The 14524-nt window shown below is 69.7% G+C and carries 12 protein-coding genes; 10 read left to right on the top strand and 2 right to left on the bottom strand.

Going from position 1 to position 14524, the window contains the following annotated elements; genetic code table 11:
• Window positions 1-161: 161 nt before the first annotated feature.
• Window positions 162-680 carry a peptidase inhibitor family I36 protein gene (locus IEY56_RS18790; RefSeq protein WP_308424153.1) on the top strand — a complete coding sequence of 173 codons (519 nt, stop codon included), beginning with the start codon at window positions 162-164 and terminating at the stop codon, window positions 678-680.
• A 93-nt stretch (window positions 681-773) separates the two neighbouring features.
• On the opposite strand, the gene aceE is transcribed toward IEY56_RS18790, so the two are convergent.
• Window positions 774-3521, bottom strand: a complete 2748-nt coding sequence (gene aceE, locus IEY56_RS18785; RefSeq protein ID WP_189038391.1) for a pyruvate dehydrogenase (acetyl-transferring), homodimeric type — start codon at window positions 3519-3521, stop codon at window positions 774-776.
• A 405-nt stretch (window positions 3522-3926) separates the two neighbouring features.
• On the opposite strand from aceE, the gene IEY56_RS18780 reads away from it, so the two are divergent.
• The 6 genes from IEY56_RS18780 (at window position 3927) to IEY56_RS18755 (ending at window position 8477) form a co-directional block, all read left to right on the top strand.
• Window positions 3927-4367 carry a DUF3052 domain-containing protein gene (locus IEY56_RS18780; protein ID WP_045863226.1) on the top strand — a complete coding sequence of 147 codons (441 nt, stop codon included), beginning with the start codon at window positions 3927-3929 and terminating at the stop codon, window positions 4365-4367.
• Window positions 4368-4556: 189 nt separating this feature from the next.
• The gene (locus IEY56_RS18775; RefSeq protein ID WP_045863225.1) at window positions 4557-5015 is read left to right on the top strand and encodes a peroxiredoxin; all 459 of its coding nucleotides are present in this window, start codon (window positions 4557-4559) and stop codon (window positions 5013-5015) included.
• A gap of 111 nt (window positions 5016-5126) precedes the next feature.
• The gene (locus IEY56_RS18770) at window positions 5127-5702 is read left to right on the top strand and encodes a TerD family protein (protein WP_189038390.1); all 576 of its coding nucleotides are present in this window, start codon (window positions 5127-5129) and stop codon (window positions 5700-5702) included.
• 107 nt (window positions 5703-5809) lie between these two features.
• Window positions 5810-6388: a TerD family protein gene (locus IEY56_RS18765; RefSeq protein ID WP_189038389.1), complete on the top strand. Its 579-nt coding sequence runs from the start codon at window positions 5810-5812 to the stop codon at window positions 6386-6388.
• Between the two features lie 38 nt (window positions 6389-6426).
• On the top strand, window positions 6427-7569 hold the full coding sequence (locus IEY56_RS18760) for a DUF475 domain-containing protein (RefSeq protein ID WP_189038388.1): 1143 nt from the start codon (window positions 6427-6429) through the stop codon (window positions 7567-7569).
• 149 nt (window positions 7570-7718) lie between these two features.
• Window positions 7719-8477, top strand: a complete 759-nt coding sequence (locus IEY56_RS18755) for a TerD family protein (RefSeq protein WP_189038487.1) — start codon at window positions 7719-7721, stop codon at window positions 8475-8477.
• 3 nt (window positions 8478-8480) lie between these two features.
• On the opposite strand, the gene IEY56_RS18750 is transcribed toward IEY56_RS18755, so the two are convergent.
• Window positions 8481-9476: a TerD family protein gene (locus tag IEY56_RS18750; protein ID WP_189038486.1), complete on the bottom strand. Its 996-nt coding sequence runs from the start codon at window positions 9474-9476 to the stop codon at window positions 8481-8483.
• Between the two features lie 261 nt (window positions 9477-9737).
• On the opposite strand from IEY56_RS18750, the gene IEY56_RS18745 reads away from it, so the two are divergent.
• From IEY56_RS18745 to IEY56_RS18735, 3 genes are all read left to right on the top strand, one after another.
• The gene (locus IEY56_RS18745) at window positions 9738-10964 is read left to right on the top strand and encodes an HpcH/HpaI aldolase/citrate lyase family protein (RefSeq protein WP_189038387.1); all 1227 of its coding nucleotides are present in this window, start codon (window positions 9738-9740) and stop codon (window positions 10962-10964) included.
• A 185-nt stretch (window positions 10965-11149) separates the two neighbouring features.
• The gene (locus IEY56_RS18740; RefSeq protein ID WP_189038386.1) at window positions 11150-13690 is read left to right on the top strand and encodes a phosphoribosyltransferase; all 2541 of its coding nucleotides are present in this window, start codon (window positions 11150-11152) and stop codon (window positions 13688-13690) included.
• Window positions 13687-14502 carry an HAD family hydrolase gene (locus tag IEY56_RS18735; protein ID WP_189038385.1) on the top strand — a complete coding sequence of 272 codons (816 nt, stop codon included), beginning with the start codon at window positions 13687-13689 and terminating at the stop codon, window positions 14500-14502. The genes IEY56_RS18740 and IEY56_RS18735 overlap by 4 nt, the downstream gene beginning before the upstream one ends.
• The last annotated feature ends 22 nt before the right edge of the window (window positions 14503-14524 follow it).

Below are 14524 nucleotides of genomic sequence, written 5' to 3'. Positions count from 1 at the left end.
TCGGCTCCGAAGCCGGCGGCCCTCCGACTGTGGCAGAAGCAGCCCGTTGCCGAAGCCACCTGTGGACGAACTCCCACTTGTGGACAACTTCGCCCCCTCTCCTGGTGAATCGGGACGATTCGCCTTGGCGGGGGTCCCGGTCGCGGAACATCCTGATCTCGATGCCGGGCGACCACGTCCGGCCGGAGACGGGGGAAGTGATCAGCATGTCCGCGAAGAGCACGCGCAATTCGAGGCCGAAGCCCGGGCGGGCTGCGCAGCCGGGCCGCACGGGTGCGGCCCGCAGCCTCGCCGCGACGCTCGCGTTCTCGGCCGCTCTCGGAGGCGGCTTGGCGGCCTCCCCAGGAGCGTCGGCGGCGCCGGTCGCGCGTTCAGCGGTGACGCACCAGGGCGCCTCGAAGCTGGGGGAGTGCTCAGCGGGGGAGATGTGCGTCTGGGAGAAGCAGGAGTTCCGAGGGAAACGCCGCGCCTATGAGCTGAGCAGCGTCTCGGTCGGGAGCTGCGAGCGTCTGCCCGAAGGCATGAGCGCCCGGTCTTTCGCGAACCGCACGGGCCGTCCTGTGACGGTCTACCAGAGCGAAGAGTGCGCCGAGACGGGGGAGTTCCACACCCACCCCTCCGGAGCCTGGACACCCGAGGCCGCGTACCGCGTGCGGGCTCTCAAGGTCTGGGAGCGCTGAGTGGCGCGTTCCCCGGTGCTCCGGCGGAGCACCGCCGTGGTCCGGCGTTCTCGCCGGACCACGCGCGGTGCCTCTGGCCGTGCTGCGTTCGTCCTACGCGTCGCCGCCCGCGGGGCCCGGGTCCGCCGCAGCGACGTCGAGCAGGTTGTAGCGGTCGACGGCCTGTTTCAGCGCGGAGCGGTCGATCTTCCCCTCCTTCGCCAGCTCGGTGAGCACGGCGAGGACGATCGTCTGCGCGTCGATGTGGAAGAAGCGCCGCGCCGCGCCGCGGGTGTCGGCGAACCCGAAACCGTCCGCACCCAGCGAGTGGTAGGTGCCGGGGATCCAGCGGGCGATCTGGTCCGGCACGGAGCGCATCCAGTCCGAGACGGCCACCTTCGGCCCCTCGGCGTTCTGGAGCTTGCGCGTCACGTAGGGCACGCGCTGCTCCTCCTCCGGGTGCAGCAGATTGTGCTCCTCTGCGTCCACCGCCTCGCGGCGCAGCTCGTTCCACGAAGTCGCCGACCAGACGTCCGTTTTGACGTTCCAGTCGTCGGCCAGGATCTGCTGCGCCTCCAGCGCCCAGGGCACCGCCACACCGGAGGCGAGGATCTGGGCGCCGAGGGTGCCCTTCGTGCCCTCCTTGTAGCGGTAGAGCCCCTGGAGGATCCCCTCGACGTCCACGTTCTCCGGCTCGGCCGGCTGCCGGATCGGCTCGTTGTAGACGGTGAGGTAGTAGAAGACGTCCTCTCCCTGCGGGTGCTCCTCGCTGGAGCCGTACATCCGCCGCAGGCCGTCCTTGACGATGTGGGCGATCTCGAAACCGAACGCCGGGTCGTAGGAGACGGCCGCGGGGTTCGTCGAGGCGAGCAGCTGGGAGTGGCCGTCCGCGTGCTGCAGGCCCTCACCCGTGAGGGTCGTACGTCCCGCGGTCGCGCCCAGGACGAAACCGCGGGCCAGCTGGTCCGCCATCTGCCAGAACTGGTCGCCGGTCCGCTGGAAGCCGAACATCGAGTAGAAGACGTAGATCGGGATCAGCGGCTCGCCGTGGGTGGCGTACGCGGAGCCGGCGGCGGTCGCCGCGGCGGTGCAGCCCGCCTCGGTGATGCCGTCGTGCAGCATCTGCCCGGTCGGCGACTCCTTGTAGGCGAGCAGCAGTTCGCGGTCCACGGACTCGTAGCTCTGGCCCAGCGGGTTGTAGATCTTCGCCGAGGGGAAGAACGAGTCCATTCCGAAGGTGCGGTACTCGTCGGGAGCGATCGGCACGAAGCGCTTGCCGATCTCCTTGTCCCGCATGAGGTCCTTCAGCAGCCGCACGAAGGCCATGGTGGTGGCGATCTGCTGCTGTCCGGAGCCCTTCTTGACCGCCGCGTACGCCTTGTCGCCGGGGAGCTTCAGCGGCTTCGCCCGGTTCAGCCGGGTCGGCACATAACCGCCGAGCTCGCGGCGGCGGTCGTGCATGTACTGGATCTCCTCGGAGTCCCGCCCGGGGTGGTAGTACGGCGGCGCGCCCGACTCCAGCTCCTTGTCGGGGATCGGCAGGCGCAGCCGGTCGCGGAAGCCCTTGAGGTCGTCGACCGTCAGCTTCTTCATCTGGTGCGTGGCGTTGCGGCCCTCGAAGTTCGGGCCGAGCGTCCAGCCCTTGATGGTCTGCGCGAGGATCACCGTCGGCTGGCCCTGGTGCTCCTTGGCCGCCTTGTACGCCGCGTACACCTTGCGGTGGTCGTGGCCGCCGCGTCCCAGGTGGAGCAGCTGGTCGTCGGTCATGTTCTCGGCCATCGCCCGCAGCCGCTGGTCGCCGCCGAAGAAGTGGTCGCGGATGTAGGCGCCGGTCTCCGTGGCGTAGGTCTGGAACTGGCCGTCGGGCGTGGTGTTGAGCTTGTTGACGAGCACGCCGTCGCGGTCCTGAGCCAGCAGCGGGTCCCAGGAGCGGTCCCAGACCAGTTTGATCACGTTCCAGCCGGCGCCGCGGAAGTACGACTCCAGTTCCTGGATGATCTTGCCGTTACCGCGCACGGGGCCGTCGAGGCGCTGCAGGTTGCAGTTGATCACGAAGGTGAGGTTGTCCAGCCCCTCGCGGGCGGCCAGCGAGAGCTGGCCCAGCGACTCGGGCTCGTCCATCTCGCCGTCGCCGAGGAACGCCCACACGTGGGACCGGGAGGTGTCCGCGATGCCGCGCGCCTCCATGTAGCGGTTCATGCGGGCCTGGTAGATCGCACCGATGGGCCCCAGGCCCATGGAGACCGTGGGGAACTCCCAGAAGTCGGGCATCGACCGCGGGTGGGGATAGCTGGAGAGGCCGTCCGGCGCCTTGCTCTTCTCCTGCCGGAACCCGTCGAGCTGCGGCTCGGAGAGGCGGTCCAGCAGGAAGGCGCGCGCGTAGATGCCGGGGGAGGCGTGGCCCTGGAAGAAGACCTGGTCCCCGCCGTCGCCCTCGTCCTTGCCGCGGAAGAAGTGGTTGAAGCCGACGTCGTAGAGCGAGGCAGACGAGGCGAAGGTGGCGATGTGGCCGCCCACGCCGATGCCCGGGCGCTGTGCGCGCGAGACCATGACCGCGGCGTTCCACCGGGTGGCGTTGAGGACCTTCCGCTCGATCTCCTCGTTGCCGGGGAAGAAAGGCTCGTCCTTCGTCGCGATCGTGTTGACGTAGTCCGTGCTGCGCATCTCCGGGACGGCGACGCGCTTTTCGCGTGCGCGCTCGATGAGGCGGAGCATGAGATAGCGGGCACGTCCCCGGCCCCGCTCGTCGACGGCCGCGTCGAGCGAGTCGAGCCACTCCTGGGTCTCCTCGGGATCGAAATCCGGGACCTGGCTGGGGAGGCCGCCAATGATGATCGGGTTGCGATCGGATCCGGAAGCCACGCTGTTCCTTCGCTGTTCGTTATTGCTCTGCATGGTGTCGCGCCGCCTCCATCGTGTACCGCCGGTGCGCTCACGTCATCTCTACTGAGAGGTAACCCGGTTCCGTCTCGCAGGCCCTCGGAGGGGCTCGGAGAGGGCGGCCGATCTGCAACCCTACGCCGGGACGGGCCGGGTCGTGCCTCGCCCGGAACAGGCATGACAACTACTGCCGAACCCGGCCGTAGTCACCGGAGCACTGTGGTGTGAATCACTGCTCATCGGGCATTGTGGGAGGACACGTCAACGTTTGGGCGGGATGGATGGTGGGGTACTTGCGCGATCCGCCCTGCCCGTGTGGACTACGGCCATTGCCTCGCGTGCGCGCGGGGCGCAAGGCACATTCCAGCAAGAGACAGGAGGCAATCCGTGAGCGCGACCGCGGACCACGCGGAGGAGCGGACCAACCCCGCCGCAAGGCTGGGTTTCCAGCCCGGACAGGTGGTCCAGGAGCTCGGCTACGACGACGACGTCGAGCAGGCACTCCGTGAGGGAATCGAGGCCATCACGGGTACGGAGCTCGTCGATGAAGATCATGACGACGTCGCCGACGCCGTGATGCTGTGGTTCCGCGAGGAGGACGGCGACCTGACGGACGCGCTGGTGGACGCCACCACGATGATCGACGCGGGTTCTCCGGTCTGGCTGCTGACGCCCAAGACGGGCCGCGAGGGCTATGTGGAGCCGAGTGAGATCGGCGAGGCGGCACAGACCGCCGGGCTCGCACAGACCAGCACCGTCAACGCGGGCAAGGACTGGAGCGGCAGTCGCCTTGTGACTCCCAAGGCCGCTCGCACAGGCAAGCGGTAACGGCGCTCCGGCGAGCATGCGGACTCCGAGGTACGGCCCCCGGCGGCAAGGCTGCCGGGGGCCGTCCTGTTCCGTCGCCGAGAGTGAAAGACTGGGGCGAGTCCCCTCGGGAACCGGTCGCGTGCCCATGGCGGCCCCCGTGCCGGGGCACAGGAACACGCCGTCTCCACAGAAGGGTCCCTTCTTCCTATGGCTATCGAGGCCGGAACCAAGGCACCGGACTTCACGCTGAAGAGCCAGCACGGCGAGGCCGTCTCGCTCTCGGACTTCAAGGGGAAGAAGAACGTCGTTCTGCTCTTCTACCCCTTCGCCTTCACTGGTGTCTGCACTGGCGAACTGTGCGCGCTGCGTGACGAGTTGCCGACGTTCGTCAACGACGACGTGCAGCTGCTCGCGGTCTCGAACGACTCTCCTTTCGCCCTGCGCGTCTTCGCGGACCAGGAAGGCCTGGAGTACCCCCTCCTCTCCGACTTCTGGCCGCACGGCGAGGTCTCCCGCGCCTTCGGCGTCTTCGACGAGGAGAAGGGCTGCGCGGTGCGCGGCACCTTCATCATCGACAAGGAGGGCGTCGTGCGCTGGACGGTCGTCAACGGCCTCCCGGACGCCCGGGACCTGACCGAGTACGCCAAGGCCCTTCAAAACCTCTGAGTGAAGGCTGGAGGTGGGGGAACCGCTCACCAGGATCCACTCGTTGATCAGTAGGCAACCGAAACAGCGGGGGCACGCAGTGCTCCGTGCGAACAGACACCTGGAGGACTCGTGGGAGTCAGCCTCAGCAAGGGCGGCAACGTCTCGCTGACCAAGGAAGCCCCGAACCTGACCGCCGTCATCGTCGGTCTCGGCTGGGACGCCCGTACCACCACAGGTTCGGACTTCGACCTCGACGCCAGCGCCCTGCTGGCGAACGCCGAGGGCAAGGTCGGCAATGACCAGAACTTCGTCTTCTTCAACAACCTCAAGAGCCCCGACGGCTCCGTCGAGCACACCGGCGACAACCTCACCGGTGAGGGCGAGGGCGACGACGAGGTCATCAAGGTGAACCTCGCCGGCGTGCCCGCCGACGTCGAGAAGATCGTCTTCCCGGTCTCCATCTACGAGGCCGAGACCCGCCAGCAGAGCTTCGGGCAGGTCCGCAACGCCTACATCCGCGTAGTGAACCAGGCCGACAACAACGAGCTGGCGCGTTACGACCTCAGCGAGGACGCCTCGACGGAGACCGCCATGGTCTTCGGCGAGCTCTACCGCAACGGCGCGGAGTGGAAGTTCCGCGCCATCGGCCAGGGCTACGCCTCGGGCCTGCGCGGAATCGCGCAGGACTTCGGGGTCAACGTCTGAGAGATCCCGGCAGCCACCGGCGCCGCAACCTTCCGTAACCGGGAGGTGTGCGGCGCCTGGTGATGTCGGCAGACTGGTCGCACAGCCATCGGGGAGAGGAACAGATCATGGGCGTCACGCTCGCCAAGGGGGGAAACGTCTCCCTCTCGAAGGCCGCACCCAATCTGAGGCAGGTCCAGGTCGGTCTGGGCTGGAGGGCCCGCTCCACCACCGGAGCGGCCTTCGACCTGGACGCCAGCGCGCTGCTCTGCGCGAACGGCAAGGTGCTGGGCGACGAGTACTTCATCTTCTACAACAACCTGAAGAGTCCCGAGGGATCGGTCGAGCACACCGGTGACGAGCTGGTGGGCGGCTCGGGCAGCGAGGACGACGAGACGGTTCTGGTGGACCTCGGCCTCGTTCCCGCGAACGTGGACAAGATCGTCTTTCCGGTCTCCATTTACGACGCAGACAACCGGCACCAGGCGTTCGGGCAGGTCACCGACGCCTACATCCGCGTCGTCAACCAGGAGGACGGCCAGGAACTCGCCCGCTACGACCTCACTGAAGACGCCTCGGGCGAGACCGCCATGATCTTCGGTGAGCTCTACCGGTACGGCGGCGAGTGGAAGTTCCGGGCCGTTGGACAGGGGTACGCCTCTGGGCTGCGAGGCATCGCTCTAGACTTCGGGGTCAATGTTTCGTAAGCCAAGGTCATTTGTTCGTAAAGCGGATTGGTAGCCCAGTGGTCCTGAAAACTTTCGGCTGGTCCTTCGGCATCACTGCCGTCGGCCTGGCTTTCGCGGCGCTGTTCTGGGGGTGGCAGGGCTTCGCCGTCGTGGCGATCCTGTCCGTCCTCGAGATCTCGCTGTCCTTCGACAACGCGGTAGTCAACGCCGGCGTGCTGAAGAAGATGAACGCCTTCTGGCAGAAGATCTTCCTCACCATCGGCATCCTGATCGCGGTCTTCGGGATGCGGCTGGTCTTTCCGGTCGTCATCGTGGCCATCAGTGCGAAGATCGGCCCCATCGACGCCGTCCAGCTCGCGCTGGACGACCCGACGAAGTACGAGCAGCTGGTCACGGACGCCCACCCGGCCATCGCGGCCTACGGCGGGATGTTCCTGCTGATGATCTTCCTCAACTTCATCTTCGAGGAGCGCGAGCACAAGTGGCTCGCCTGGCTGGAGCGTCCCCTCGCCAAGCTCGGCAAGGTCGACATGCTCTCCGTGTGCATCGCGCTCATCGTGCTGATGGTCTCGGCGATGACCTTCGCGGTCGAGGCGCACCAGCACGGCGGCACGCACGTGGACAAGTCCGCGACGGTGCTGCTCTCGGGTGTCGCCGGTCTCATCACGTACCTCCTCGTGGGAGGGCTCTCCGGCCACTTCGAGAACAAGCTCGAAGAGGAGGAGGAACGCGAGCACGAGGAGGAGGAGAAGGCCAAGAAGGAGGGCAAGGACCCGTCCCTTGTCGGGGTCGCCGGCAAGGCCGCGTTCTTCATGTTCCTCTACCTCGAGGTGCTGGACGCGTCCTTCTCCTTCGACGGCGTCATCGGTGCCTTCGCGATCACCAACCACATCTTCTGGATGGCGCTCGGCCTCGGCATCGGCGCGATGTACGTGAGGTCGCTGACGGTCTACCTCGTCCGCCAGGGCACCCTCGACGACTACGTCTACCTCGAGCACGGTGCGCACTACGCCATCGGTGCGCTCGCGGTCATCCTGCTCGTCACCATCAAGTTCCAGATCAACGAGGTCGTCACCGGTCTCGTCGGCGTCGCGCTCATCGCGGCCTCGTTCTGGTCCTCGGTACGCCGCAACAAGGCGGTCGAGGCCGGGGGCGGCGGAGGCGCGTCCGAGGACGAGGAAGTCGGCTCCAAGACGTGATGCGTCACTGACCGGGCATCACGGTCACCGGCCGGGCCGGCCGATCCGGGTGTCATAGAGGCTTGTTTGCGGAACGCTTCTTGCGGGGCGGCTCCGAGTCCCGACTCGGAGCCGCCCCGCGGCAGTTGAAGTGCGAGTGGGGGTGCGTGATGGTCTCCCTGTGGGAGAACTGGCGGAGTGGTGTGAGCAGGCGGCGGCGAGGGTCGGGTTTCGACTCGATGGCGGGCTCGTCGGCCTATTCGGTGGAGCTGACGAAACGTCAGTCCGCCGTCTCGCTGACGGAGCAGGGCGCGGACAGCGGCAGCCTCAGGGTCAACCTGTCCTGGCGGATGCGCACTTCCGACTTCGATGACAGAACGAGCAGGCGGGGTTCCCTCCGCAACCCCCTGCAGGCGCTGAAGCCGCAGGTCGTCCAGGCGCACACGCAGGGCATGGTCAACGTGGACCTCGACCTTGCCTGCATGTACGAACTGGCGGACGGCACCAAGGGCGTGGTGCAGCCTCTGGGGAACTTCCTCGGAGACTGGAACTCCCCTCCGTACGTGAAGCTCACGGGAGACGACCGCTTCGGTTCACCGTCCGGCGAGACGATCTACGTCAACCTCGACCACAAGGACGACATCAAGCGGCTGCTGTTCTTCGTCTACATCTACGACGGGACCCCGGCCTTCGACCGTACGCACGCCGTCCTCACGCTCTTCCCGAGCAGTGGACCGCGCGTCGAGGTCAGCCTCGACAGGCGGGCGCCCCAGGCGCGTTCGTGCGCGGTGCTGCTGATGCAGCACGAGAAGGGGGAGCTGACGGTCCGCCGCGAGGTGCGCTACGTCTACGGTTTCCAGGCGGAGTTGGACCGCCTGTACGGCTGGGGCCTGCAGTGGGGCCGCGGCTACAAGGCGGGGAAGGCGTGAGCGTCAGCGGTTCTGGAACTGCGGACCCTGGGGCGGCAGCGTGAAGTTGGGGTCCGGCTGCGGATAGCCGTAGGCGGGCTGCGGGTATCCGTAGGCGGGTTGCGTCGCGGGCGGCTGCTGCGGCGGCTGGGGGTGCCCGTAGTGGGGCGGCGCCGCGGGCCCCGGCCCGGCCGGGGCCATGGGGGCGGCGACGGGCTGTGTGGCGGCCGCGGCCGGTGCGGGCGCCACCAGCGGAAAGTCGGGCTCCGGGTCCTGCGACCGCTGCGGCAGCATGACGGCGGGGACGGTCGCCTCGTCCGGTGCCACGGGCTGTGCCGGCTGCGTGGGCGCGGGCTGCGTGGGTTGTGCGGGCTGTGTGGGCGACGGAACGGTGCTCGCCGGCGGCGGAGCGGTGTCCGGCGCCGTGTCACCTCCCGCCGTCCGGCCGACGCCGCTCGGCGGTCCGTCCGCGTCCGAGTCCTCCACGGTGACGCCGTACTCCGTCGTCAGAGCGGCGAGGCCGGTGTCGTAACCCTGGCCGAGGGCGCGGAACTTCCACCCGTCGCCGCGGCGGTAGATCTCTCCGCAGAGGAGCGCTGTCTCCGCGCCGGTCTCCGGTTCGATGTCGAAACGCAGCAGGGGCTCGCTGTCCGCGGACGCTCCGGCGGGCAGGAGCAGCAGCCGCAGCTGCTGGACCTCGGCGAAGGTGCCGCCGTCCGCGGAGGCCGCGATCAGAACGCGGTCCACCCCGGAACCGAGGGCGGGGAGGTCCGCCTCGATCGTGTCGCGCAGACCGCCGGATTCCTGGGACTTGGGGAGGTGGCGTACGACGCCGGAGGGGTGCTCAGGCTGGTTGTAGAAGACGAAGTCGTCGTCGCAGGTCACCTGGCCGCTTTCGTCGAGCAGCAGGGCGGAGGCGTCGACGTCGGGCACTCCCGGTCCGGAACTCCAGCACAGGACGGCGCGGACCGCGGCGGTCTCCAGCTGAACGTTCGAGCCCTTCACCATGGCGTGCGTCATAGAGGTCATCCTGCCCTCCGTTCCTGCTCCGGTACAACGCGAGGGCACATACCTGTACCTGGCGGTAACGTGATTTTCACCCTTCGGTGGAACTATCTGCCCCCTGCTGTACGTACGATGAGCGGCTGGTTCTCGCCGCGGGGCCGTTGTCTTCGTGGGCGCCTGGGACTCGGCGCGGGCCGTCGAGCCCAGAGGGAGGCACCATTCGCAACGGTCGTGTCGGTCATTCCGGTTGCCGCGCGGCGGAAAACGGGGGCATGTATGCGGCATTTCGGCCATCTTCCACAGGAAGTACGGCAGCGGCTTTTCCAGTACGAACCGGTGGAGTTCACCGCGGACGCCCCCGGCGGCACGCTCGCCGCCGCGCTGGGCGCGACGCTGTACTGCCCGGCGACCCGTCCCGGTCTCGCCGCGGACGTGGTCAAGCAGGCGCGGCTCGGAGTGGTCTCGATGGTCCTGTGCCTGGAGGACTCCATAGGCGACGCCGACGTGGCCGCCGGAGAGGCGAACCTCGTACGCCAGTTGGAGACGCTGGCCGCGCGGGACGAGCCGTCCCGGGACGGCCGTCCGGGGGACGGCGGTCTGCCGCTGCTGTTCGTGCGGGTGCGTGAGCCGGCGCAGATCCGGGACCTCGTGGCGCGTATGGGGCCCGCCGCCCGGCTGCTGTCCGGTTTCGTGCTGCCGAAGTTCACGGAGGAGCGCGGCATCCCCTTCCTGGAAGCCCTCACCGAGGCCGAATCGGCCGCGGGGCACCGGCTGTTCGCGATGCCGGTGCTGGAGTCGCCGGAACTGCTCCATCTCGAGACGCGTGCGGCAACGCTCTCCGGCATCGCCCGCGCCGTCGACAAGTACAGGGAGCGGGTGCTCGCGCTGCGGCTCGGCGTCACGGACTTCTGCTCGGCCTACGGCCTGCGGCGCACACCGGAGATGACGGCCTACGACGTGCAGCTCGTCGCGTCGGTCATCGGCGACGTGGTGAACCGGCTGGGCCGGGCGGACGGCACGGGCTACACCGTCACGGGCCCGGTGTGGGAGTACTTCCGGCTGCAGGAACGCATCTTCAAGCCGCAGCTGCGGCAGAGCATCTTCACCGGGCGGGCCGAGGAACTGCGTACGGTGCTCATCGACCACGACATCGACGGACTGCTGCGCGAGATCGAACTGGACCGGGCGAACGGCCTGCTGGGCAAGACCTGCATCCACCCCTCGCACGTCGCGCCCGTCCACGCGCTGTCCGTGGTGAGCCTGGAGGAGTACAGCGACGCGACGGACATCCTCAGGCCGGAACGCAGCGGCGGCGGCGTGCTGCGATCGGCCTACACGAACAAGATGAACGAGGTGAAGCCCCACCGGGCCTGGGCCGAGCGGACGTTGCTGCGCGCCGAGCTGTTCGGGGTGACCCGCGAGGGCGTGGGCTTCGTCGACGTACTGGCGGCCGGGGCGCGCGCGGCCGGCTACGCGGACGCCGTGCGGACGGAGGCGCCGTGAGACGGCAGGCGGGGCGGTACGCGCAGGACCGGGCGGACGGTGCGGCCGGGAGGGCCGCCGGCCCGCGGGCGGGAAGGCAGACGGAGGCGGCGAGGACGGACACGGGCACGAGTACGAGGACTTACGAGGGCTGCGGCATCGAGCGGAGTGCGGCGGCGAGTCGCGAAGAGGGGACAGGCGGCGGAATGAGCGACGTGGTGTGGTCCGGCGAGTGGGTCGCGGGACGGCTGGATCTGCGGCTGAGCGGCGAGGGCCTGCGTGACCTGATGGGCCTGGCGCTCCGCCGCAACCCGAAGCGGGCGCATCTCCTCGTCTCCCGGGTTCTCGGCAAGCACATACCCGAGAGCCCCGCGACGGTCTACGGCGTCGGCGTCCGGCTGGGCCGCCGCGTACGGGAGTTGCTGGGCGACGGTCTCGCCGCGCAGGCGGTGGTGCTGGGATACGCCGAGACGGCGACGGGGCTGGGCCACAGCGTCGCGGACGGCATCGGCGGCGTGAGCTGCCTGCACTCGACGCGGCGCCGGGTGGCGGGGGTGGCCACGGCCGGGGGCTTCGAGGAGGAGCACAGCCACGCCACGTCCCATCTGCTGCTCCCCGAGGACCCGGCGCTGCTGGAGGGCGACGGGCCGCTCGTCCTCGTCGACGACGAGTTCTCCACCGGCCGCACCGTGCGCAACACGATCGCGGCTCTGCACCGCCGTCACCCGCGGGGACGGTACGTGGTGGTGGCGCTCACGGACATGCGCTCGTCCGACGACGAGGCGGCGCTGGAGAAGTTCGCCGCCGAACTCGGCGCCCGCGTCGACGTGGTGGCGCTCGCGAGCGGCGGCGTGTCGCTGCCCGCGGACGTGCTGGAGCGCGGGCAGCGCCTCGTTGCCGAAGCGGAGGCGGCGGTGGAGCCGCCGCAGGAGCGGTCCGCCGCGGTTCCTGCCGCGAGGCCGCCGGAGCCCGAGCGTGTCGAACTCCGCTGGCCCCAGGGGCTTCCGGACGGCGCCCGCCACGGTTTCACCCCGGCGCACCGCGCACGGCTCGAGGACGCCCTGCCCGCCATGGCGGGCCGTCTCGCGGAAGCCCTCACCCGGGCGGGGACCGTGCCCGGGCCGGGCACAGAGCCCGGAGGTACGGCCGCGCCGCGCGTACTCGTCCTCGGCTGCGAGGAGTTGATGTACGCGCCGCTGCGGCTGGCCGCCGCCCTGGAGGAACGGCTCGTGAAGGCGGCCGAGGTGCGTTTCTCCACCACGACCCGATCGCCCGTGCTGGCGCTGGACGACCCGGCCTACGCCGTACGCACGGCCCTCGCCTTCCCCGCACACGAGGAAGCGGCCGGGACACCGGACGGGGACGCGGCCCAGGGCACGCGCTACGCCTACAACGTGGCACCGGGCGCCGACGGCCGCCGCCGCTTCGACGCGGTCGTCGTCGTCACCGACTCTGCGTCGGACACCCCCGCACTCCACGCTCCCGGCGGGCTGCTGAGCAGGCTCGCCGAGCACACGGACCGGGTGCTGCTCGCCGTGCTCCCCTCCTACGTACCGCTGCGACAGCCGTTGCGGGGGCCGGACTTCTCCTCCTACGCGCCGCAGGACGTCGGCTGGCTGCTGCAGGACATGTCCCACACGCAGCTCGAAGCACCCACGGAGGAACGGGAGGAGGCGATCCAGAGCGGCGGGGCGCACTACGCGGAGTCCCTCCCGGTGGAGTACCAGCCGAGCCCCGAGTACGAACGGCTCTTCCATAGCGCGCTGGAGGCCTCCGCCGCCCGCGTGGCCCGCGCGGTCGGCACGGTCACCGAGGCGGTGCTCGCGGAGCGCGGGGCCGCGACGAACGCTCGCCCCGGCGACGGCGGAAAGGGCGGGGACCGGGCGGCGCGCCGCCGTCCCGTGCTGGTCTCCCTCGCCCGCGCGGGAACCCCCGTGGGCGTACTGATGCGGCGCTGGGCCCGGCACGTCCACGGCCTCGAACTGCCGCACTACGCCGTCTCGATCGTGCGCGGGCGAGGCATCGACGCCAACGCGCTGCGCTGGATCGCCGCCCACCACGACCCCGCTGACGTCGTGTTCGTCGACGGCTGGACGGGCAAGGGCGCCATCACCCGCGAACTCGCCGACGCCCTCGAACCGTTCGAGGGTTTCGACCCCGGGCTCGCGGTGCTCGCCGACCCGGGCGGCTGCGTGCGCACCTACGGCACGCGGGAGGACTTCCTCATACCGTCGGCCTGCCTCAACTCCACGGTCTCCGGCCTGATCTCACGGACCGTGCTGCGCGCCGACCTCGTCGGCCCGCACGACTACCACGGCGGGAAGTACTACCGGGAGCTCGCGGACGCCGACGTCTCCCGCCACTTCCTCGACACGGTCGAGGCGCGCTTCGGCGAGGTGCGCACCGGCGTCGCCGACGACGTCGCGGCGCTGCTCGCCTCGGACCGTGCGCCCACGTGGGCGGGCTGGCGGGCAGTGGAACGGATCAGCGAGGAGTACGGCATCGGGGACGTCAATCTGGTAAAGCCGGGCGTGGGCGAGACCACTCGCGTACTGCTGCGCCGGGTGCCGTGGAAGGTGCTGGCGCGGCGCGGCGCGGGCTCCGACCTGGACCACGTGCGGCTGCTCGCGGAGCAGCGCGGGGTGCCGGTGGAAGAGGTGGGGGAACTGCCGTACAGCTGCGTCGGGTTGATCCATCCGCGCTACACGCGCGGAGCCACGGGGGCGGACGGGAGGGCCGCGCAGTGAACGTCCTGGTAGCGAGCGACCTCGACCGGACGCTGATCTACTCCGCCGCCGCGCTGAAGCTCGAGATGCCGGACGCCGAAGCGCCGCGCCTCCTGTGCGTCGAGACGTACGGGCACAAGCCGCTGTCGTACATGACGGAGACAGCCGCGCGACTGCTCGAGCGGTTGCAGGAACAGTGCGTCTTCGTACCGACCACCACGAGGACGCGTGAGCAGTACAAGCGCGTCAACCTGCCCGGCGGTCCCGCGCGGTACGCGGTGTGTGCCAACGGCGGGCACATTCTCCGCGACGGCGAGTCCGACCCGGACTGGCAGGCGCAGGTCCGCCGGGCCCTGGAGGACTGCGCGCCGCTGCGGCAGGTCTGCGAGCACCTGCGGCGGGCCGCGGGCGACGGCGAGTGGACGCTCAAGCAGCGCGTGGCCGACGACCTGTTCGCCTATCTCGTCGTCGACCGCGCGCGACTGCCCCTGACATGGGTGAAGGAGCTGTCGGAGTGGGCGGACACCTGCGGGTGGACCGTCTCACTGCAGGGACGGAAGATCTACGCGGTGCCGGGTCCCCTGACGAAGAGCGCGGCCGTCGCCGAGATCGCCCGGCGTACCGGGGCGGCACGCACCTGCGCCGCGGGCGACTCGCTGCTGGACGCCGACCTGCTGCTGGGAGCCGGGCGCGGCTGGATGCCGGGGCACGGTGAACTCGTGGACAGCGGCTGGTCGGCGCCGCACGTCGAGGTGCTGCCGGAGCGCGGAGTGGCGGCGGGGGAGCGGATCACACGCGAGATGCTGGCCGTCACGGAGCCCGCCGCCGGCTGACGCCACGGACACCTGGTGCGCG

The sequence above is a fragment of the Streptomyces daqingensis genome (assembly GCF_014645895.1).
Taxonomy (GTDB): domain Bacteria; phylum Actinomycetota; class Actinomycetes; order Streptomycetales; family Streptomycetaceae; genus Streptomyces; species Streptomyces daqingensis.
Note: the sequence above shows the minus strand (reverse complement) of the source record. Positions and strands in the feature narration are given on the sequence as shown.

Coding starts and splice junctions, on each gene's coding strand:
- IEY56_RS18790 (WP_308424153.1), top strand. CDS start 162: ATGCCGGGCGACCACGTCCGGCCGGAGACGGGGGAAGTGATCAGCATG.
- IEY56_RS18775 (WP_045863225.1), top strand. CDS start 4,557: ATGGCTATCGAGGCCGGAACCAAGGCACCGGACTTCACGCTGAAGAGC.
- IEY56_RS18765 (WP_189038389.1), top strand. CDS start 5,810: ATGGGCGTCACGCTCGCCAAGGGGGGAAACGTCTCCCTCTCGAAGGCC.
- IEY56_RS18755 (WP_189038487.1), top strand. CDS start 7,719: ATGGTCTCCCTGTGGGAGAACTGGCGGAGTGGTGTGAGCAGGCGGCGG.
- IEY56_RS18750 (WP_189038486.1), bottom strand. CDS start 9,476: ATGACGCACGCCATGGTGAAGGGCTCGAACGTTCAGCTGGAGACCGCC.
- IEY56_RS18745 (WP_189038387.1), top strand. CDS start 9,738: ATGCGGCATTTCGGCCATCTTCCACAGGAAGTACGGCAGCGGCTTTTC.
- IEY56_RS18740 (WP_189038386.1), top strand. CDS start 11,150: ATGAGCGACGTGGTGTGGTCCGGCGAGTGGGTCGCGGGACGGCTGGAT.